Raw genomic sequence first — 18,526 nt, forward strand, 5'->3', positions numbered from 1 at the left:
CAGTATGATTTTAAATATGAATGCTGACAAATAACCTGCGCCGGGCATATAAAATAAAACACGTTTTGGGATCGTTCTTATTCAAAAAATGAAAGAAGAAAATATTGCTATGTTATTTGCGGCTTTTTATAATTTGTTACCTTTCTATGGTCGCCTTGTCATTGATCCGCAAGAAAGTTTCCGAGACCGTGACGGTCTCTTTTTATGTTGTACGGACTCCTTAAATAAAATGAAGCTTTTGAAGACAGTACCCGCAGCACTGATGCTGGCGGGTGGCGTATTTGCGTCACTGAATGCAACCGCCGATGATACCGTTTTTACTGTCATGGACGATCCCTCCACTGCCAAAAAACCCTTTGAAGGTAACGTGAATGCCGGGTATCTGGCGCAATCCGGTAATACGAAAAGCTCCTCCCTGACCGCAGACAGCACCCTGACCTGGTACGGCAACACCACGGCCTGGTCGCTGTGGGGAAATGCCAGCAACACCTCTGCTAACGATCAACGCTCATCAGAGAAATACGCGGTAGGCGGACGTAGCCGATACAACATGACCGATTATGACTACCTGTTCGGGCAGGCGAGTTGGCTGACTGACCGCTACAACGGCTATCGCCAGCGTGATGTCGTAACTGCGGGTTATGGTCGTCAGTTCCTCAATGGGCCGGTGCACAGCCTGCGTTTTGAATTCGGTCCGGGTGTCCGTTACGACGAGTACACCAACGGCGAAGATGAAACCCAGCCGCTGGGTTATGCATCGGGCACCTATGCATGGCAGATGACGGACAACGCAAAATTCACCCAGGGTGTGTCGGTGTTTGGTGCTGAAGATACAACGCTGAACTCAGAAAGTGCGTTGAATGTGGCCATCAACGAACACTTTGGACTCAAGGTGGCGTACAACGTAACCTGGAACTCATCCCCACCTGATTCTGCGCCGGAACATACCGATCGCCGAACCACGATTTCTTTAGGTTATAAAATGTAATATCGTCGGGCCGGGATTATTCTCGGCCCGTTTTTTTATTTTCTGAAACTGTGCTTATTTATATTAAACGGCGTTTTAAAATAATGGGTATGGTTTCATCTTCATAATTTCTCCATAATTAGCCGACCAGGGCTTATTCAGTTTATTTGACACGAATTGATAAATAATTTGACTAGGCAAGAATGTGATCCAGATCTACACTTACGGCACAGGCGAAAAACTCGCCTCAGGCATATCGCATTAAATAAGTATGAGAATAAAATTATGAAAAAAATCAATACCGCTACAGCAGCTATGGTGCTTTCCGCACTTTCATTTGGCGTATTTGCTGCTGATAATATGACGCAACCTGCCAGTGACGTTAACAGCCCAATCGGGATCGCTAAAGCCTCGGATGTAGAAGCAGGCTCCAACATTTCCCCTGGCTCTCAGTCTACCCGCCAGTCAATGAATGATGCATTTGATGTACACAAGCTGGTGGCGGGTGAGTGGTCCTGATATTTCAACTGCCACGTGTGACGGAATATATACGCTGTCACAGCCTGTCGAAAACCGGATTATGACGTACCGGTTTTGGACCATAAATTATCGTAAAGATAGTTAAGATTTATTCAGTAAATTCACGGCACGTTTTCGCTGACAAAATATTAGCCCCAGATCATTGCGGCCCAGCGCAGCAGCAACATCGCGCCGCAAATAGCAATTAACACCACGACCATTTTCCAGTGCTTCACGGCAAATCTTTTTGTTGGCATAACCTAATCCTTGTCAGTTGATACCCTTAGTCTACCAAAATCTGCGCCAGAAAGCGCTCAACCCTGGACAACAGGTTATGCCGGAACACCGGTTCGGCTTAAAACCAATGGAATCTGTCAGCCAGAATCAATACCAGGCAAGCAGCGGAAAGTAGATTCAATATCACAACGGTTTTGCTGGATACATTCATGTGATACCCCTTCGATGTTTAAGGACCAAGTCAAGAATAGCTCAGCACTTTCGGATTGCGAGCCTCCGTCAGCAAAAATTCATGAACGCAGACAAAAGGATGAACGGTTCAAACGGTCGCAGAAGGTGCATTCGCCCTTTCAATAGTGTTACCATTACCCTGCTTGCCGTAAATTCGCATTTATCTGAATCGGCAGGTGCATGATGACGAACCAATTTGACGATTGTTGGTCAGATGGTTTCGTAATCTACTGTTTAATCACGATTATTTTCTTTGTATATGCTCTTATGTGTGGGGCATCACTGCAAATAAGGATATAAAATGCCTGTAATTACTCTTCCTGATGGCAGCCAACGCCATTTCGACCATGCTGTTAGCCCAATGGATGTTGCCCTGGATATCGGTCCTGGACTTGCAAAAGCAACCATCGCAGGTCGCGTAAACGGTGAGCTGGTAGACGCGTCCGATCTGATTGAAAGCGATGCAACGCTTGCGATCATCACCGCGAAAGACGAAGAAGGTCTGGAGATCATTCGTCACTCCTGTGCGCACCTGTTAGGCCATGCTATTAAGCAGCTCTGGCCAAACACCAAAATGGCGATCGGCCCGGTTATCGACAACGGTTTCTACTACGACGTTGACCTTGACCACACCCTGACTCAGGAAGATATCGACGCGCTCGAGAAACGAATGCACGAGCTCGCCGAAACCAACTATGACGTCATTAAGAAGAAAGTCAGCTGGCACGAAGCGCGTGAAACCTTCGTGAAGCGCGGCGAGAGCTACAAAGTCTCGATTCTTGATGAAAACATCGCTCATGATGACAAGCCTGGCTTGTACCATCACCAGGAATACGTCGACATGTGCCGTGGACCGCACGTGCCGAACATGCGCTTCTGTCATCACTTCAAACTGATGAAAATCGCAGGCGCTTACTGGCGTGGCGACAGCAACAACAAAATGTTGCAGCGTATTTATGGTACCGCGTGGGCCGATAAGAAGGCCCTGAACGCGTATCTGCAACGCCTGGAAGAGGCGGCTAAGCGTGACCACCGTAAAATCGGTAAGCAGCTTGACCTGTATCATATGCAGGAAGAAGCGCCGGGGATGGTGTTCTGGCATAACGACGGCTGGACTATCTTCCGTGAACTGGAAACGTTCGTGCGCTCCAAGCTGAAAGAGTACCAGTACCAGGAAGTGAAAGGCCCGTTCATGATGGACCGTGTGCTGTGGGAAAAAACCGGCCACTGGGACAACTACAAAGATGCGATGTTCACCACTTCGTCTGAGAACCGTGAATACTGCATCAAGCCAATGAACTGCCCGGGCCACGTTCAGATCTTCAACCAGGGTCTGAAATCCTACCGCGATCTGCCGCTGCGTATGGCGGAGTTCGGTAGCTGCCACCGTAACGAGCCATCAGGTGCGCTGCACGGTCTGATGCGTGTTCGTGGCTTTACTCAGGATGATGCGCATATCTTCTGTACTGAAGATCAGGTCCGTGAAGAAGTTAACGCCTGTATTCGTATGGTCTACGATATGTACAGCACCTTTGGCTTCGAGAAGATCGTGGTCAAACTCTCAACGCGTCCGGAAAAACGTATCGGCAGCGATGAGACATGGGATCGCGCAGAGGCGGATCTTGCCGTAGCGCTGGAAGAGAACGGTATTCCGTTCGAATACCAGCTGGGCGAGGGCGCATTCTACGGTCCGAAAATTGAATTTACCCTGTATGACTGCCTCGATCGCGCATGGCAGTGCGGAACGGTACAGCTGGACTTCTCCCTGCCGCAGCGTTTAAGCGCCTCTTATGTTGGCGAAGACAACGAGCGTCAGGTGCCGGTTATGATTCACCGTGCGATTCTCGGTTCACTGGAGCGCTTCATCGGCATCCTGACCGAAGAGTTCGCGGGCTTCTTCCCAACCTGGCTTGCGCCAGTGCAGGTAGTGGTGATGAACATTACCGATTCTCAGGCGGATTACGTTAAAGAATTGACGCAGAAACTACAAAATGCGGGCATTCGCGTAAAAGCAGACTTGAGAAATGAGAAGATTGGCTTTAAAATCCGCGAGCACACTTTACGTCGTGTCCCGTATATGTTGGTCTGTGGTGATAAAGAGGTGGAAGCAGGCAAAGTTGCCGTTCGCACCCGCCGTGGTAAAGACCTGGGGAGCCTGGACGTAAGTGAAGTGATTGAGAAGCTGCAACAAGAGATTCGCAGCCGCAGTCTTCAACAACTGGAGGAATAAGGTATTAAAGGCGGAAAACGAGTTCAAACGGCACGTCCGAATCGTATCAATGGCGAGATTCGCGCCCAGGAAGTTCGCTTAACAGGTCTGGAAGGCGAGCAGCTGGGGATTGTGAGTCTGAGAGAAGCGATCGAAAAGGCTGAAGAAGCTGGAGTAGATTTAGTTGAAATCAGCCCTAACGCCGAACCGCCAGTTTGTCGTATCATGGACTACGGCAAGTTCCTTTATGAAAAGAGTAAGTCTTCTAAGGAACAGAAGAAGAAGCAAAAAGTTATCCAGGTTAAGGAAATTAAATTCCGTCCTGGTACCGACGATGGCGATTATCAGGTAAAACTCCGCAGCCTGATTCGCTTTCTGGAAGATGGCGATAAGGCCAAGATCACGCTGCGTTTCCGCGGTCGTGAGATGGCCCACCAACAGATTGGTATGGAAGTGCTTAACCGCGTCCGTGACGATCTGAGTGAACTGGCAGTAGTCGAATCCTTCCCTACGAAGATCGAAGGCCGCCAGATGATCATGGTGCTCGCTCCTAAGAAGAAACAGTAAGGCCTTCAAGCAGCAAAATCTGTGGAGCCTTCGGGCCCCATAGGTTTTGTTCGCCTATGTTTCGTTTATTTAACAATGCGAAGTGGAAGTTATTAAAATGCCAAAAATTAAGACCGTACGCGGTGCTGCTAAGCGCTTCAAAAAAACCGGTAAAGGTGGTTTTAAGCACAAGCACGCTAACCTGCGTCACATTCTGACTAAGAAAGCTACCAAGCGTAAACGTCACCTGCGTCCAAAAGCCATGGTTTCTAAAGGCGATCTGGGCCTGGTCATCGCGTGCCTGCCGTACGCATAAGTCGTTAACGTTTAACTTTTTTAACTTAGAATAGATACAGGAGAGCACACATGGCTCGCGTAAAACGTGGTGTAATTGCACGTGCACGTCACAAGAAAATTTTGAAACAAGCTAAAGGCTACTACGGTGCGCGTTCACGCGTATACCGCGTTGCCTTCCAGGCTGTTATCAAAGCAGGTCAGTACGCTTACCGTGACCGTCGTCAGCGTAAGCGTCAGTTCCGTCAACTGTGGATTGCGCGTATCAACGCAGCAGCACGTCAGAACGGTATTTCTTACAGCAAATTCATCAACGGCCTGAAAAAAGCCTCTGTTGAAATCGACCGTAAGATCCTGGCTGACATCGCAGTATTCGACAAAGTAGCGTTCACCGCTCTGGTCGAAAAAGCGAAAGCAGCACTGGCATAAGCCAGTTGAGAGAGGGGGCTTTGCCTCCTCTTTTCATTTAACACCATCAGAAGATTGACATTTATCCGCGCAGGCTTTTCAATAAGGTCTAACGGTTTTTACCCTACAAGGTAACGCAAGCATGAATGCTGCTATTTTCCGCTTCTTCTTTTACTTTAGCACCTGACTTCAGGAGGCTAGCGCGTGAAAGATGAAACGAAAAACAGCGCCAGATAAGCCTCCCGATGGAGGCTTTTTTTGTGCCTGAAGTTAAGAGAATACGTCCAACAATTCGGTGTCTGCACCGACATAATGAGGAAAACCATGTCACATCTCGCAGAGCTGGTTGCCAGTGCAACGGCCGCCATTAACCAGGCCTCAGATGTTGCCGCGTTAGACAATGTCCGCGTCGAATATCTGGGCAAGAAAGGGCATTTGACCCTTCAGATGACTACCCTGCGTGAACTGCCAGCAGAGGAGCGCCCGGCAGCCGGTGCAGTGATTAACGAAGCCAAAGAGCAGGTACAGCAGGCGCTGAACGCGCGTAAAGCCGAGCTGGAAAGCGCAGTACTGAATGCGCGTCTGGCGGCAGAAACGATTGACGTTTCTCTGCCGGGTCGTCGTATTGAAAACGGCGGTCTGCATCCGGTGACTCGTACTATCGATCGTATTGAAAGTTTCTTCGGTGAGCTCGGCTTTACCGTGGCGACTGGCCCGGAAATTGAAGATGATTACCACAACTTCGATGCCCTGAACATTCCTGGCCATCATCCGGCACGTGCTGACCACGACACTTTCTGGTTTGACGCTACCCGTCTGCTGCGTACTCAGACTTCCGGCGTTCAGATCCGTACCATGAAGGAGCAGGAGCCGCCAATCCGCATCATCGCGCCGGGTCGCGTATACCGTAACGACTACGATCAGACCCACACCCCAATGTTCCACCAGATGGAAGGTCTGATTGTTGATAAAAACATCAGCTTTACCAACCTGAAAGGCACGCTGCACGATTTCCTGAACAACTTCTTTGAGGAAGATTTGCAGGTTCGCTTCCGCCCGTCCTACTTCCCGTTCACCGAACCGTCTGCGGAAGTTGACGTGATGGGTAAAAACGGCAAATGGCTGGAAGTGCTGGGCTGCGGCATGGTGCATCCAAACGTGCTGCGCAACGTGGGTATCGATCCGGAAGTGTATTCCGGCTTTGCGTTCGGTATGGGTATGGAGCGTCTGACCATGCTGCGCTACGGCGTAACCGACTTACGTGCGTTCTTCGAAAACGATCTGCGTTTCCTCAAACAGTTTAAATAAGGGCAGGACAGAACAATGAAATTCAGTGAACTGTGGTTACGCGAATGGGTGAACACCACGCTGGACAGCGACGAGCTTTCCAACCAGATCACCATGGCGGGTCTGGAAGTTGACGGTGTAGAGCCGGTTTCTGGCGCCTTCACCGGCGTGGTCGTGGGTGAAGTGGTTGAATGCGGTCAGCACCCTAACGCTGACAAACTGCGCGTAACAAAAGTCAATGTGGGCGGTGACCGTCTGCTGGATATCGTCTGCGGTGCGCCAAACTGCCGTCAGGGCCTGAAAGTGGCCGTGGCGACCGTCGGTGCGGTGCTGCCGGGCGATTTCAAAATCAAAGCGGCTAAGCTGCGCGGTGAGCCGTCTGAAGGCATGCTGTGCTCCTTCTCCGAACTGGGTATTTCCGACGATCACTCCGGCATTATTGAACTGCCGCAGGATGCGCCAGTTGGTACGGATATCCGCGAATACCTGAAGCTTGATGACAACACCATCGAAATCAGCGTAACGCCAAACCGTGCTGACTGTTTAGGCATCATCGGTGTGGCCCGCGACGTGGCCGTGCTCAACCAGACTGAACTGAACGTGCCGGAGATCGCTCCGGTTGAGGCAACCATCAGTGACGTGCTGCCGATACAGGTAGACGCGCCTGAGGCCTGCCCACGCTACCTCGGTCGTGTGGTGAAAGGTATTAACGTTAAAGCGCCAACCCCGCTGTGGATGAAAGAGAAACTGCGTCGCTGCGGTATCCGTTCTATCGATGCGGTCGTCGACGTCACCAACTATGTTCTGCTGGAGCTGGGCCAGCCAATGCACGCCTTTGATAAAGATCGTATCGAAGGTGGGATCGTCGTGCGCATGGCGAAAGAGGGCGAAACCCTGGTTCTGCTGGACGGCAGCGAAGCGAAACTGAACGCTGACACCCTGGTGATTGCCGATCACAACAAAGCGCTGGCGATGGGCGGGATCTTCGGCGGCGAGCACTCTGGCGTCAACGACGAGACGCAAAACGTCCTGCTGGAATGCGCGTTCTTCAGCCCGCTCTCCATCACCGGCCGCGCACGCCGTCACGGTCTGCACACTGATGCTTCTCACCGCTACGAGCGTGGCGTGGATCCTGCGCTGCAATACAAAGCGATGGAGCGTGCGACTCGCCTGCTGATCGACATCTGCGGCGGCGAAGCGGGTCCGGTTATCGATGTGACCAACGAAGCGACGCTGCCGAAGCGTGCGACCATTACCCTGCGCCGCAGCAAACTGGATCGTCTGATTGGTCACCACGTTGCCGATGCGCAGGTGACCGACATTCTGACGCGTCTGGGCTGCGAAGTTACTGAGGGTCAGGACGAGTGGAAAGCCGTTGCGCCGTCCTGGCGTTTTGACATGGAGATCGAGGAAGATCTGGTGGAAGAAGTGGCCCGCGTTTACGGCTACAACAACATCCCTGACGAGCCGGTGCAGGCGGGTCTGGTGATGGGCAGCCATCGCGAGGCCGATCTGTCTCTGAAGCGTGTGAAAACCATGCTGAACGACAAAGGCTACCAGGAAGTGATCACCTACAGCTTCGTTGATCCTAAGCTGCAACAGCTGATCCACCCGGGTCAGGAAGCGCTGATCCTGCCAAGCCCGATTTCCAGCGAGATGTCAGCGATGCGTCTGTCCCTGTGGACGGGACTGCTGGGTACTATCGTTTATAACCAGAACCGTCAGCAAAACCGCGTGCGTATTTTCGAAAGCGGTTTGCGCTTTGTACCGGATACTCAGGCGAATTTAGGCATCCGTCAGGATCTCATGCTGGCCGGCGCCATCAGCGGTAACCGCTTTGAAGAGCACTGGGACCTGGCAAAAGGGACGGTTGATTTCTACGATATGAAGGGCGATCTGGAAGCGATTCTCGATCTGACCGGTAAATTATCCGAAATTGAATTCCGCGCAGAAGCGATTCCAGCCCTGCATCCGGGTCAGAGTGCGGCGATCTATTTAGACGGCAAACGTGTTGGTTTCATTGGGGTTGTTCACCCGGAACTGGAACGTAAGCTGGATCTGAATGGCCGTACCATCGTATTCGAACTGGAGTGGAACCCGGTTGCAGACCGCGTCATTCCTCAGGCGCAGGACGTCTCCCGCTTCCCGGCAAACCGCCGTGATATCGCGGTTGTGGTCGCTGAAAATGTGCCCGCAGCAGATATTTTGGCCGAATGTAAGAAAGTTGGCGTAAATCAGGTAGTTGGCGTAAACTTATTTGACGTGTACCGCGGCAAGGGCGTAGCAGAAGGTTTCAAGAGCCTCGCTATTAGCCTTATCCTTCAGGATACCAGCCGTACACTCGAAGAAGAGGAGATTGCCGCTACCGTCGCCAAATGTGTAGAGGCATTAAAAGAGCGATTCCAGGCATCATTGAGGGATTGAACCTATGGCGCTTACAAAAGCTGAAATGTCAGAATATCTGTTTGATAAGCTTGGGCTTAGCAAACGGGATGCCAAAGAGCTGGTAGAGCTGTTTTTCGAAGAGATCCGTCGTGCTCTGGAAAATGGTGAGCAGGTTAAACTCTCCGGTTTTGGCAATTTTGATTTGCGAGACAAAAACCAACGTCCGGGCCGTAACCCGAAGACGGGGGAAGATATTCCCATTACAGCCCGCCGCGTGGTGACCTTCAGACCCGGACAGAAGTTAAAAAGCCGTGTCGAAAACGCAACGCCCAAAGCAGAGTAATATGAACTAACTAAAAAGGCCGCTCACGCGGCCTTTTTTCTTTGCGCTATTTGCTAAACCCGCCGTAAAATCAATGATATCTCAACCGGATAACCTATCGTCTATGCTTGATCTTGCCCGCCGCCAGCACCGCTCCGATCTTCGCCGCCTGTGTCTGCTCGGGGTGCTGTTGATTGTCGCCACCACCGTCAGCCTGTGTGCGGGCGATCGGTGGCTGGGGCCGGAAAGCTGGTTTACGCCTGAAGGACAGCTCTTTGTCTGGCAGATCCGCCTGCCGCGGACGTTGGCTGTCCTTTTAGTTGGCGCTGCGCTGGCGCTGTGCGGCACGATCATGCAGGCATTATTTGAAAACCCTCTGGCGGAACCCGGGCTTCTCGGGGTGTCAAATGGCGCAGGCGTCGGGCTTATCGCCGCCGTGATGCTGGGGGGAGGCGAGCTCTCCGGCTGGGGGATTAGCCTCAGCGCCATCCTTGGCGCGCTGTTGATAACCCTTATCCTTCTGCGCTTTGCCCGCCGCCACTTATCCACCAGTCGGCTGCTGCTTGCCGGGGTAGCGTTGGGGATCATCTGTAGTGCGCTGATGACCTGGGCCGTCTACTTTTCTACCTCCTTCGATCTGCGCCAGTTAATGTACTGGATGATGGGGGGATTTGGGGGTGTTGACTGGCGTCAGGGGTGGCTGATGGTGCTCCTGATCCCGGTCATCCTGTGGACGGCGTTCCAGGCGCAGCCTCTTAATATTCTCGCGCTGGGCGAAACGTCTGCTCGCCAGCTCGGGATGCCGATTGGATTCTGGCGCAACGTGCTGGTTATCGCCATTGGCTGGATGGTAGGCGTAAGCGTGGCGCTGGCGGGGGCGATTGGCTTTATTGGGCTGGTGATCCCGCATATGCTGCGCCTGTGCGGCATTACGGACCACCGAACCCTGCTCCCGGCCTCGGCGGTTGCCGGGGCGGCAACGCTGCTGGTTGCCGATATCATCGCCCGGCTCGCCCTGACGGCCGCTGAGTTGCCCATAGGCGTGGTGACCGCAACGCTGGGCGCACCGGTCTTTATCTGGCTACTATTAAAAGCTGGACGTTAAAACACAACCTGTAAGTCAACCTGAGGGAATGCTATGCAGTCTGATATTCTGAATACCGAAGTGACGACCATTGACGGCGAGAAAACCACGCTGGAAGGCTACAAGGGCAAGGTGCTGCTCATCGTGAACGTGGCGTCGAAATGTGGCCTTACGCCGCAGTATGAACTGCTGGAAAACATTCATAAAGCCTGGGAAAAAGACGGCTTTACCGTACTCGGCTTCCCGTGCAACCAGTTCCTGGGCCAGGAGCCGGGCAGCGAAGAGGAGATTAAGACCTTTTGCAGCACAACCTATGGCGTGACGTTCCCGATGTTCAGCAAAATTGATGTGAACGGGGAAAATCGTCATCCGCTGTATGCCAAACTGGTGGCCGCGGCGCCGACCGCCGTTGCGCCTGAAGAGAGTGGTTTCTATGAGCGTATGGCAAGTAAAGGCCGCGCGCCGCTCTATCCGGATGATATTCTGTGGAACTTCGAAAAATTCCTGATTGGCCGTGACGGTCAGGTCGTGCAGCGTTTTTCGCCTGACATGACGCCTGAAGATCCTATCGTGATGGAATCAATTAAGCTGGCGCTGGCGAAATAATGACGCTGCTGATGCAGCTCACGGACGTTGCCGGCAAGGGGCGTCTTGAGCCTGTTACCGCCGAAGTCAACGCAGGTGAAATCCTTCACCTGGTTGGGCCAAACGGCGCCGGAAAAAGCACGCTACTGGCGTGCATGGCGGGGCTGACCACCGGGGAAGGAAAGATTACCTTTCTCGGGCAATCGCTCGTCGACTGGCTACCCGCTACACTTGCCTCCCGTCGAAGCTATCTGGTTCAGCAGCAGGTTCCGCCCTTTGCGATGCCCGTCTGGCACTACCTGACGCTGCATCTGCCTGACAAAAATCAGGTGGGATTGCTCAACGAGGTTGCTGCGGCACTCGGGTTAGACGACAAGCTTACCCGGCAGGCAAATCAGCTTTCCGGCGGCGAGTGGCAGCGCGTTCGTCTGGCGGCCGTTATCCTTCAGATCCATCCGGCGGGAAATCCTCACGGGCGGTTGCTGCTGCTGGACGAGCCGATGAGTGGGCTGGACGTTGCCCAACAGGCAGCGCTGGATACCCTGCTCAGCGCGCTGTGTCGCAAGGGGATTGCCATTGTGATGAGCAGCCATGATTTAAACCATACGTTGCGCCACGCGCATCGGGTGTGGTTGCTGGCGCGTGGCAAGCTGATTGCCAGCGGAACGCGCGACAGCGTGCTGACGGCCGCCAATCTTGCGAGCGCTTACCACATGTCGTTCCGGAGGCTGGATATTGAAGGCCACAAGATGCTCATTTCCACGGCGCAGGAATAACCTTTCTTGCACAGCTGCATAGATGCACGCTAAATTACCGAAAGAACAAAAAAAGCAGAGGATTCGTCTGAAATGCGATTCTGGTTTCTCCTTGTTGCGGCGCTCTTTCTTGCAGGATGCAGCAGCCATCGTGCACCTCCGCCCAACCCACGGCTTTCCGATTCCATTACGGTCATTGCCAGCCTGAACGATCAGCTCAGCAACTGGCGCGGCACACCTTATCGCTACGGCGGCATGAGCCGGGGCGGGGTGGATTGCTCGGGATTTGTGCTGATGACCTTCCGCGATAAATTTGACCTCCAGCTTCCGCGTGAAACGCGTATGCAGGCGAAAATCGGCACTGAAATTGATAAAGACGAGCTCCTGCCCGGCGATCTGGTCTTTTTTAAAACGGGCTCCGGTGAAAGCGGCCTTCATGTCGGCATCTATGATACCGATAATCAGTTCATTCATGCCTCGACCAGCCGTGGCGTGATGCGCTCCTCTCTGGATAATGTTTACTGGCGTAAAAACTTCTGGCAGGCCAGACGTATTTAACCGCTGCATAAAAATGCAGTGCGGAGGGCCTGGCGGTGAAAATAGACGTCAGGCTTTTCTTGCGGGTTGATTAAAGTTAAATTTTTGCCCAATTATTTATGTCCGCATGTGCCTGTTTTATCTAAAACTGGCTATTATTCAATAACCAGGATAAAATTAATTTAGATTCAGGGAAAAATCTGAAAATTAATACGGAAAGAATGAAATTAATCTTATTAAAATCAAGACAGTGGAATTGTGCCTGCAATTGCTCCAGGATGTTCTCTCTCATCTTTAATGCAGGACAAGCGCGATGATTATTACGCTAGATAATGCTTACCAGTCTGAACTTTTACTCCTTCCGGCGCGTGATAGTGCAGGTTTGCTTAAAGGTTTAGAGATTTTGGTTAACTTTACTGGCGTGGGTGCGGACGTACGGATCCCGACTGAACTGGTTATCCCACATCTTTCTCAGGAAGATGAATTAGCGCTGTTTCAGGAGAAACTGCAATTACTCGATACCTGTAAGCTATTTTTTATTCAGCATCAGTTAATTGCATGGATCAATATTACACCTGCAATTGTTGAGTTTTTATTAACTAATGAGAACGCTGTTTCAATCCTCGAGCGTTATCCGTTTCTTGAGTTTACTGTTAATGAGAACTATCCAGGTTTAAATAACGGGAAAGACGATCCCTGTCTGGCAAGAATGGCGATCCATTTCCCCTTAGTACTGGCTAACTTTGGTGCAGGGGCATCTTCCCTTAAACCGGTTTATGATGGTCTGTTCAAACGGGTGATTCTGGATAAAAACTTTATCCAGCAGCGCGCGTCGGCACTCTCGTTTGAGCCTTTTATGCGCGCTATTCTCTGGCAGATCGCGCCGCATTGTCAGTCGGTCATGGTCTCGGGAATTGACGATCACGGCATCTTACAACGCGTGCTGCCCTTCAATTTTGGTGCAATGCAGGGAAGCCTGTGGCCTGCCGTCCCGGCAGAGCGGGTCACGACTCTCGTTCAGCAATAACCCCTTTCTTCGCCCGTGTTTACGTCCAGGGAAACCCTCTACACTTAAAGCAGGAGGACTTATGACCCTGTCTTTTACTGCTCACTGGCACGATGAATTACCCGGCTTTTACACCGCGCTTAAGCCAACGCCATTACAGAACGCGCGTCTTATCTGGCATAACGATGCATTAGCGGATTCGCTTGGCATCCCTTCGACGCTTTTTCAGCCAGAAAAAGGCGCCGGCGTCTGGGGCGGCGAAACGCTGCTCCCGGGCATGAAGCCGCTGGCTCAGGTCTACAGCGGACATCAGTTTGGCGTCTGGGCGGGACAGCTCGGCGATGGCCGCGGCATCCTGCTGGGTGAACAGCTTCTGCCGAATGGCGAAACGCTCGACTGGCACCTGAAAGGGGCAGGGCTAACCCCGTACTCACGCATGGGGGATGGCCGCGCGATGCTGCGTTCAACCATCCGTGAAGGTCTGGCTTCCGAGGCGATGCATGCCCTGGGGATCCCCACCTCACGCGCGCTGTCCATTGTCACCAGCGACACGCCGGTGGCCCGGGAAACGATGGAGCAGGGGGCGATGCTGATCCGCGTGGCGGAAAGCCATCTGCGTTTCGGTCATTTTGAACACTTCTACTATCGCCGCGAGCCGGATAAGGTCCGCCAGCTTGCCGATTACGCCCTTCGCCGTCACTGGCCGCACCTGCAAAACGAGCCGGACCGCTATGTTCTCTGGTTCCGTGATATTGTCGCGCGCACTGCCGCAATGATTGCCCGCTGGCAGGCCGTCGGCTTTGCCCACGGGGTGATGAATACCGACAACATGTCCCTGTTAGGGCTGACGTTTGACTACGGTCCGTACGGCTTCCTTGATGACTATCAGCCGGGTTACATCTGTAACCATTCGGACTATCAGGGGCGTTACCGTTTCGACAACCAGCCTGCGGTGGGGCTGTGGAACCTTCAGCGGCTTGCGCAAAGCCTGTCGCCGTTTATCGACGTCGATGCCCTGAACGATGCGCTGGACAGCTATCAGGAGATCATGCTGCGGGAATATGGTGTGTTAATGCGCAACAAGCTGGGGCTGATGACGCAGGAAAAAGGCGATAACGCGCTGTTGAATGGGCTGTTTGCCATCATGGTGCGTGAAGGCAGCGACTATACCCGAACCTTCCGTATGCTGAGCCAGACCGCGCAGCAGAGCGCCGCGTCACCGCTGCGCGACGAGTTCATCGATCGTCAGGCGTTTGATGACTGGTTTGCCGTTTACCGGACGCGTTTACAGCAGGAACAAATTGATGACGATACCCGCCAGACGCGGATGAAGGCGGTTAACCCGGCGATGGTGTTGCGCAACTGGCTGGCGCAGCGGGCCATTGAGCAGGCAGAGCAGGGGGATTATACCGAGCTGCATCGGCTGCATATCGCCCTGCGCACGCCGTTTGCCGATCGGGACGATGACTATGTCAGCCGCCCGCCGGACTGGGGCAAGCGGCTGGAAGTGAGCTGCTCAAGCTAAGGGGCGAGAAAAACCTGCGGTGCGGCGTGCGCCGGATGTCTGCCGACGTGCACCTGCGCACCGTACCAGTGTGCCAGCGCGTCGGCCTGCAAAACCGTCTCCGGTATGCCCTGAGAAACAATCCTGCCGTTGTGTAACAGCAGGATCCGGTCCGACCATAATGCGGCAAGATTGAGATCGTGCAGCACCACGCAGGCGTGAAGATGGCCCTGACGGGTCAGCGATTTCAACAGGCGCAGCAGATGCTGCTGGTGGTAGAGATCCAGCGCTGAAGTGGGTTCGTCGAGAAACAGCCAGCCGCGCGGCGTTCCGTCACGCCACAGCTGCGCCAGCGCGCGGGCGAGCTGGACGCGCTGCTGCTCGCCGCCGGAGAGGGCATGATAACGCCTGCCGGCCAGCGGCAGGCAACCGGTCAGCTGCAACACCTCACGCACAATCGACGGTTCCGGGTGACGCGTCCAGGGCGCACGCCCCATTCCAACGATCTCCTCCACCTGCCAGTCAAATCCAGGCTGAGACTGCTGGCGCATCACTGCCCGATAGCGGGACAGCGTCTGCGGATGCCATTCATCCAGCGCTTTTCCCGCCAGCGAACAGCCGCCGCTGTCGGGTTTCAGGTAGCCGGTCAGCAGCCGCAGCAGCGTGGATTTCCCCGCGCCGTTGGGGCCGATCAATGTAACCAGCTCTCCCTGCGACAGTGACAGCGAAACGTTATCTGTCAGCGTGCGGCCAGACCGGGTAAAAGTAAGATTTTCAGCCGTATAACGTTCAGCCATGCTGTTCTCCACGACGAAAAATGAGCCATAAGAACCAGGGAGCGCCAAGGATACTGGTGAGCAGGCCGACCGGCATTTCTGCCGGAGCGACCAGGGTGCGCGCGACCGTATCCGCCACCAGCAGCAGTAATGCGCCCGCGAGTACCGTGCCGGGGAGGGTTGCCCGGTGATCGGCGCCCAGCCACATGCGCATCAGGTGCGGCACCACGAGTCCGACAAAGCCAATCACGCCGCTGACGGCGACAGCCGCAGCGACCAGCAGGGCGCTGCATAACAGTAATATTCGCTGTACAAGGGCAACGTCCACGCCAAGGTAATGCGCTTCCTCCTCACCCAGTTGCAGTAAATTTAATGCGCTGGCACAACGCCAGATCGCCAGAACGGCAGGCACCATCAGCGAGGTCACGGCGAGCAGCGTTGACCACTGTGCCTGACCAAGACTTCCCATTCCCCAGAGTGAAAGCTGACGCAGCTGGGCGTCATTGCTGACCCACGAAAGCACACCCACTGCCGCACCGCATAGGGCATTGATGGCGATACCCACCAGCAACAGACGTGACAGAGAGGGGTCACGCTGCTTGCTGAGCAGGAAGATCACGCCAGTGGCTGCCAGCGCCCCAAAAAATGCCGCCAGCATAGGGGCGTAAAGCATCACCAGCGCGGGCAGCGAGAGCGGGAGCACCACCCACAGGGCGACGGCCAGCGCCGCACCGCTGCTGATCCCGAGCAGGCCCGGGTCGGCCAGTGGATTGCGGAACAGCCCCTGCATGACGCAGCCGGCGAGCGCCAGCGATCCGCCAATCACCAGCGCCAGCAGTACGCGGGGCAGACGGATGGTAAGCCAGATCTGGCGTAGCGTCTCATCGCTGCCGCTCCACAGCACGTTCACCGGCAGGCGTAACGCCCCAAAACCGGTGGCCATGAACGTCATGACGGTAAGCAACCCCGCCAGAAGCCATAACGATAACGTGATGCGCCGGGACATCAGGGCAGTTGCTCCGCTCTGGCACGCAGCTGTTGTATGGCTTTCGGCGTGCGGACGCTGAAGCCCAGCAGGGCCATATCATCAATAGCCAGCATCTGCTTGCTTCGTCCCGCTGGCGTTTGCGCCAGACCGGGCAGTTTCCACAGATTTTCTTCGCCGCCCAGCGCGTTAAGACCGTCCTGCGAAATCACCACCAGATCCGGCTGGCTGGCCATCACCCCCTCCTGGGAAAGCGGCTGATAGCGGGTAAAGCCCTGCATGGCGTTCTGCAACCCGGCGGCGCGTATTGCCGCATCCGCGCCGGTCTGTTGCCCGGCCGCCATTGCGGTCATTCCGCCGTGGCTGAGGATAAACAGCACCCGCTTGTTGAGCGGTGTTGAGGGCAGTGCCGCCAGCGCCTGACGCAGCGAGTTGCGCAGGGTTTCCCCTTGCGCCTCATGATGCGTCGCCTGAGCTATCACCCGTACTTTTTCGTCAATCGCGCGCAGGTCAGGCGTGCCGGGAACGGTAACCACCCGGACGTGGCTCTGTTCAACCTGTTTCAGCGCCAGAGAGGGCTGCGCCTGGTCGCTTGCCAGCACCAGCGTCGGGCGTACGGACAAAATCCCCTCCGCATTCAGCTGGCGAAGATACCCCACGTCAGGCAGCGCGTTTGTCGCCTGCGGCCACTGGCTGGTACTGTCGCGCGCAACCAGAGAAGACTCCGCGCCGAGGGCGTAGACGATCTCCGTCACGTCGCCGCCGAGGGCGACAATTCTCTCCGGCGCGGCGACGGCGACCAGCGGCAGGGCGCAGAGCAGGGCGAACCAGTGTTTCATGCGGCCAGCCCTTCTGGCGTCAGGGCGTCAATCTGGCGGCGCCACTGGCTCTGCTCAGGCTCGCCTTCGGTACGCTGCCCGTAGAGCTGGGCGATCTGAGTGCCGTCCGCAGCAAACAGCTCCAGGCTGGTAACGTGTCCGTCCGCCGTAGGCTTACGCGTTACCCACGTCTCGGCGATAGTCTCCTCCAGCAGATGCAGGGTAAAGGTTGGGTTGAAGATGTTCAGCCAGCCCTTCATGGGCGTCAGTTTTTCCACCACACCGGTGAAGATCTGCACGCAGCCGCGGTTGCCGACGAAGATCATGATTTCGTTTCCGTCCTGTCGCGCCGTCTCCAGCAGCTGTGCCAGCGCGCTGTTATCCACCTTACAGGCCAGATCGTCACTCACCAGACGAAACGCCTGCTGGCGGCTCAGGTTATGGCGCTTTAGTAAGCTAAAGAACTGATGCACATCGGTCATGGCGCGCCACTCTTTCTCCACCGAGCCTGCATCAGCACCGTCGGAATGCGCAGGGGCATCGACAGCCTTCAGTGCCAGAGTGGGGTTATCGGCAATGATAAAACGGGTCAGCACGTCGCCCCAGGCGGCAACGTCGGTGTGATCCGTGGTGTAGACCTTCAGTAAAGCGTCGCCCTGATGATCGAAGAACTGAATGCTCTGACGTTCGCCGCGGGAGGTCGTTTCACTTATGTGAAACGCGCTCGCCCACTGGTTGAGGAACAAACGCAGATCCAGCGCGCGCGGATTCAGCACCAGCCCGGCGTGGCCGCCGAGGTGCTGGTTAGTAAACGCCCCGACCTGTTCGTGAACGGCGTATTCGTTACGGCAGATGCATTTGGTTTCCCCCACCGACTCCAGCGCTGCCAGAATCTCACGGATTTCACCGCGCAGCCGCCAGGCGTCGTGTCCAACGCGCGCAAATGCCAGCTCTGCTTCGCTGATGTGCATTAATCCGGCGATATCACGGGCGTACTTACCCGGATGTTCTTCTTTAAGCTCAAGCCAGCGTGTGTAGTGACCCATAATCTTATCCTTCTGAATCGTTGCC

The 18,526-nt window shown here is 54.6% G+C and carries 22 protein-coding genes and 1 other annotated feature; of the genes, 16 read left to right on the forward strand and 6 right to left on the reverse strand.

Features of this window, described 5'->3' with window-relative positions; all coding sequences use genetic code 11:
• Window positions 1–229 precede the first annotated feature (229 nt).
• Both ACJTMZ_RS16420 and ACJTMZ_RS16425 read left to right on the forward strand, forming a co-directional pair.
• Entirely contained in the window at window positions 230–988 is a 759-nt protein-coding gene (locus tag ACJTMZ_RS16420; protein ID WP_026080717.1) for a YdiY family protein, read from the forward strand.
• 264 nt (window positions 989–1,252) lie between these two features.
• Window positions 1,253–1,486: a hypothetical protein gene (locus ACJTMZ_RS16425; RefSeq protein WP_246933338.1), complete on the forward strand. Its 234-nt coding sequence runs from the start codon at window positions 1,253–1,255 to the stop codon at window positions 1,484–1,486.
• A gap of 149 nt (window positions 1,487–1,635) precedes the next feature.
• On the opposite strand, the gene yniD is transcribed toward ACJTMZ_RS16425, so the two are convergent.
• Together yniD and yncL are read right to left on the reverse strand one after the other, a co-directional pair.
• Window positions 1,636–1,743 carry a small membrane protein YniD gene (gene yniD, locus ACJTMZ_RS16430; protein WP_003857815.1) on the reverse strand — a complete coding sequence of 36 codons (108 nt, stop codon included), beginning with the start codon at window positions 1,741–1,743 and terminating at the stop codon, window positions 1,636–1,638.
• Between the two features lie 98 nt (window positions 1,744–1,841).
• Window positions 1,842–1,934 carry a stress response membrane protein YncL gene (gene yncL / locus ACJTMZ_RS16435; RefSeq protein ID WP_017384656.1) on the reverse strand — a complete coding sequence of 31 codons (93 nt, stop codon included), beginning with the start codon at window positions 1,932–1,934 and terminating at the stop codon, window positions 1,842–1,844.
• A gap of 321 nt (window positions 1,935–2,255) precedes the next feature.
• Here yncL and thrS point away from each other — a divergent pair, with 321 nt between their 5' ends.
• The 14 genes from thrS to selO all read left to right on the forward strand — a co-directional run bounded on the left by thrS (window position 2,256) and on the right by selO (window position 14,897).
• Window positions 2,256–4,184 (forward strand): threonine--tRNA ligase, encoded by a 1,929-nt coding sequence (gene thrS / locus ACJTMZ_RS16440; RefSeq protein WP_003857814.1) that lies wholly within the window; start codon window positions 2,256–2,258, stop codon window positions 4,182–4,184.
• A gap of 3 nt (window positions 4,185–4,187) precedes the next feature.
• Complete coding sequence (gene infC / locus ACJTMZ_RS16445; protein ID WP_023616141.1) at window positions 4,188–4,730, forward strand: translation initiation factor IF-3; 543 nt, start codon at window positions 4,188–4,190, stop codon at window positions 4,728–4,730.
• 97 nt (window positions 4,731–4,827) lie between these two features.
• The gene (gene rpmI / locus ACJTMZ_RS16450; protein WP_001124225.1) at window positions 4,828–5,025 is read left to right on the forward strand and encodes a 50S ribosomal protein L35; all 198 of its coding nucleotides are present in this window, start codon (window positions 4,828–4,830) and stop codon (window positions 5,023–5,025) included.
• A gap of 50 nt (window positions 5,026–5,075) precedes the next feature.
• Window positions 5,076–5,432 (forward strand): 50S ribosomal protein L20, encoded by a 357-nt coding sequence (rplT, locus tag ACJTMZ_RS16455; RefSeq protein ID WP_000124850.1) that lies wholly within the window; start codon window positions 5,076–5,078, stop codon window positions 5,430–5,432.
• 116 nt (window positions 5,433–5,548) lie between these two features.
• Window positions 5,549–5,673, forward strand: a sequence feature (Phe leader region).
• On the forward strand, window positions 5,554–5,598 hold the full coding sequence (gene pheM / locus ACJTMZ_RS16460) for a pheST operon leader peptide PheM (protein ID WP_001386830.1): 45 nt from the start codon (window positions 5,554–5,556) through the stop codon (window positions 5,596–5,598). It overlaps the preceding feature by 45 nt.
• Window positions 5,674–5,735: 62 nt before the next feature.
• On the forward strand, window positions 5,736–6,719 hold the full coding sequence (gene pheS / locus ACJTMZ_RS16465; RefSeq protein WP_003857809.1) for a phenylalanine--tRNA ligase subunit alpha: 984 nt from the start codon (window positions 5,736–5,738) through the stop codon (window positions 6,717–6,719).
• 15 nt (window positions 6,720–6,734) lie between these two features.
• Window positions 6,735–9,122 carry a phenylalanine--tRNA ligase subunit beta gene (gene pheT, locus ACJTMZ_RS16470; protein ID WP_032619831.1) on the forward strand — a complete coding sequence of 796 codons (2,388 nt, stop codon included), beginning with the start codon at window positions 6,735–6,737 and terminating at the stop codon, window positions 9,120–9,122.
• Window positions 9,123–9,126: 4 nt separating this feature from the next.
• Window positions 9,127–9,426, forward strand: coding sequence for an integration host factor subunit alpha (gene ihfA / locus ACJTMZ_RS16475; RefSeq protein ID WP_003857805.1), 300 nt, complete (start codon window positions 9,127–9,129; stop codon window positions 9,424–9,426).
• Between the two features lie 103 nt (window positions 9,427–9,529).
• Window positions 9,530–10,510, forward strand: a complete 981-nt coding sequence (gene btuC, locus ACJTMZ_RS16480) for a vitamin B12 ABC transporter permease BtuC (protein ID WP_017693588.1) — start codon at window positions 9,530–9,532, stop codon at window positions 10,508–10,510.
• Window positions 10,511–10,543: 33 nt separating this feature from the next.
• On the forward strand, window positions 10,544–11,095 hold the full coding sequence (locus ACJTMZ_RS16485; protein WP_015570732.1) for a glutathione peroxidase: 552 nt from the start codon (window positions 10,544–10,546) through the stop codon (window positions 11,093–11,095).
• Window positions 11,095–11,850 (forward strand): vitamin B12 ABC transporter ATP-binding protein BtuD, encoded by a 756-nt coding sequence (btuD, locus tag ACJTMZ_RS16490; RefSeq protein WP_015570731.1) that lies wholly within the window; start codon window positions 11,095–11,097, stop codon window positions 11,848–11,850. The genes ACJTMZ_RS16485 and btuD overlap by 1 nt, the downstream gene beginning before the upstream one ends.
• A gap of 72 nt (window positions 11,851–11,922) precedes the next feature.
• Window positions 11,923–12,387 carry an NlpC/P60 family protein gene (locus tag ACJTMZ_RS16495; protein WP_015570730.1) on the forward strand — a complete coding sequence of 155 codons (465 nt, stop codon included), beginning with the start codon at window positions 11,923–11,925 and terminating at the stop codon, window positions 12,385–12,387.
• 292 nt (window positions 12,388–12,679) lie between these two features.
• Window positions 12,680–13,393 carry an EAL domain-containing protein gene (locus ACJTMZ_RS16500; RefSeq protein WP_023303526.1) on the forward strand — a complete coding sequence of 238 codons (714 nt, stop codon included), beginning with the start codon at window positions 12,680–12,682 and terminating at the stop codon, window positions 13,391–13,393.
• A gap of 61 nt (window positions 13,394–13,454) precedes the next feature.
• On the forward strand, window positions 13,455–14,897 hold the full coding sequence (gene selO, locus ACJTMZ_RS16505; RefSeq protein ID WP_408626945.1) for a protein adenylyltransferase SelO: 1,443 nt from the start codon (window positions 13,455–13,457) through the stop codon (window positions 14,895–14,897).
• On the opposite strand, the gene ACJTMZ_RS16510 is transcribed toward selO, so the two are convergent.
• Genes ACJTMZ_RS16510 through chuS form a run of 4 tightly spaced genes read right to left on the reverse strand, consistent with a single transcriptional unit; the run spans window position 14,894 to window position 18,501 of the window.
• A complete protein-coding gene (locus ACJTMZ_RS16510; RefSeq protein WP_015570728.1) occupies window positions 14,894–15,673 on the reverse strand; it encodes a heme ABC transporter ATP-binding protein in 780 nt (259 codons plus the stop codon). The genes selO and ACJTMZ_RS16510 overlap by 4 nt on opposite strands.
• Entirely contained in the window at window positions 15,666–16,658 is a 993-nt protein-coding gene (locus ACJTMZ_RS16515) for an iron ABC transporter permease (protein ID WP_032104822.1), read from the reverse strand. Before ACJTMZ_RS16515 ends, ACJTMZ_RS16510 begins: the two co-directional genes overlap by 8 nt.
• Entirely contained in the window at window positions 16,658–17,476 is an 819-nt protein-coding gene (locus tag ACJTMZ_RS16520; RefSeq protein ID WP_032670073.1) for a hemin ABC transporter substrate-binding protein, read from the reverse strand. Before ACJTMZ_RS16520 ends, ACJTMZ_RS16515 begins: the two co-directional genes overlap by 1 nt.
• The gene (gene chuS, locus ACJTMZ_RS16525; RefSeq protein ID WP_023296351.1) at window positions 17,473–18,501 is read right to left on the reverse strand and encodes a hematinate-forming heme oxygenase ChuS; all 1,029 of its coding nucleotides are present in this window, start codon (window positions 18,499–18,501) and stop codon (window positions 17,473–17,475) included. The genes ACJTMZ_RS16520 and chuS overlap by 4 nt, the downstream gene beginning before the upstream one ends.
• Window positions 18,502–18,526 lie beyond the last annotated feature (25 nt).

This window comes from Enterobacter sp. DN, from assembly GCF_046054285.1.
Classification (GTDB): Bacteria; Pseudomonadota; Gammaproteobacteria; order Enterobacterales; family Enterobacteriaceae; genus Enterobacter; species Enterobacter hormaechei_C.

What these genes read in the sequence shown, in the direction of transcription:
- ACJTMZ_RS16515 (WP_032104822.1), bottom strand. Translation starts at nt 16,658, where the DNA reads ATGTCCCGGCGCATCACGTTATCGTTATGGCTTCTGGCGGGGTTGCTT.
- ACJTMZ_RS16510 (WP_015570728.1), bottom strand. Translation starts at nt 15,673, where the DNA reads ATGGCTGAACGTTATACGGCTGAAAATCTTACTTTTACCCGGTCTGGC.
- btuC (WP_017693588.1), top strand. Translation starts at nt 9,530, where the DNA reads ATGCTTGATCTTGCCCGCCGCCAGCACCGCTCCGATCTTCGCCGCCTG.
- ACJTMZ_RS16500 (WP_023303526.1), top strand. Translation starts at nt 12,680, where the DNA reads ATGATTATTACGCTAGATAATGCTTACCAGTCTGAACTTTTACTCCTT.
- pheT (WP_032619831.1), top strand. Translation starts at nt 6,735, where the DNA reads ATGAAATTCAGTGAACTGTGGTTACGCGAATGGGTGAACACCACGCTG.
- chuS (WP_023296351.1), bottom strand. Translation starts at nt 18,501, where the DNA reads ATGGGTCACTACACACGCTGGCTTGAGCTTAAAGAAGAACATCCGGGT.
- ACJTMZ_RS16425 (WP_246933338.1), top strand. Translation starts at nt 1,253, where the DNA reads ATGAAAAAAATCAATACCGCTACAGCAGCTATGGTGCTTTCCGCACTT.
- yncL (WP_017384656.1), bottom strand. Translation starts at nt 1,934, where the DNA reads ATGAATGTATCCAGCAAAACCGTTGTGATATTGAATCTACTTTCCGCT.
- ACJTMZ_RS16420 (WP_026080717.1), top strand. Translation starts at nt 230, where the DNA reads ATGAAGCTTTTGAAGACAGTACCCGCAGCACTGATGCTGGCGGGTGGC.
- ihfA (WP_003857805.1), top strand. Translation starts at nt 9,127, where the DNA reads ATGGCGCTTACAAAAGCTGAAATGTCAGAATATCTGTTTGATAAGCTT.
- rplT (WP_000124850.1), top strand. Translation starts at nt 5,076, where the DNA reads ATGGCTCGCGTAAAACGTGGTGTAATTGCACGTGCACGTCACAAGAAA.
- ACJTMZ_RS16485 (WP_015570732.1), top strand. Translation starts at nt 10,544, where the DNA reads ATGCAGTCTGATATTCTGAATACCGAAGTGACGACCATTGACGGCGAG.
- ACJTMZ_RS16495 (WP_015570730.1), top strand. Translation starts at nt 11,923, where the DNA reads ATGCGATTCTGGTTTCTCCTTGTTGCGGCGCTCTTTCTTGCAGGATGC.
- thrS (WP_003857814.1), top strand. Translation starts at nt 2,256, where the DNA reads ATGCCTGTAATTACTCTTCCTGATGGCAGCCAACGCCATTTCGACCAT.
- rpmI (WP_001124225.1), top strand. Translation starts at nt 4,828, where the DNA reads ATGCCAAAAATTAAGACCGTACGCGGTGCTGCTAAGCGCTTCAAAAAA.
- pheS (WP_003857809.1), top strand. Translation starts at nt 5,736, where the DNA reads ATGTCACATCTCGCAGAGCTGGTTGCCAGTGCAACGGCCGCCATTAAC.
- yniD (WP_003857815.1), bottom strand. Translation starts at nt 1,743, where the DNA reads ATGCCAACAAAAAGATTTGCCGTGAAGCACTGGAAAATGGTCGTGGTG.
- selO (WP_408626945.1), top strand. Translation starts at nt 13,455, where the DNA reads ATGACCCTGTCTTTTACTGCTCACTGGCACGATGAATTACCCGGCTTT.
- ACJTMZ_RS16520 (WP_032670073.1), bottom strand. Translation starts at nt 17,476, where the DNA reads ATGAAACACTGGTTCGCCCTGCTCTGCGCCCTGCCGCTGGTCGCCGTC.
- btuD (WP_015570731.1), top strand. Translation starts at nt 11,095, where the DNA reads ATGACGCTGCTGATGCAGCTCACGGACGTTGCCGGCAAGGGGCGTCTT.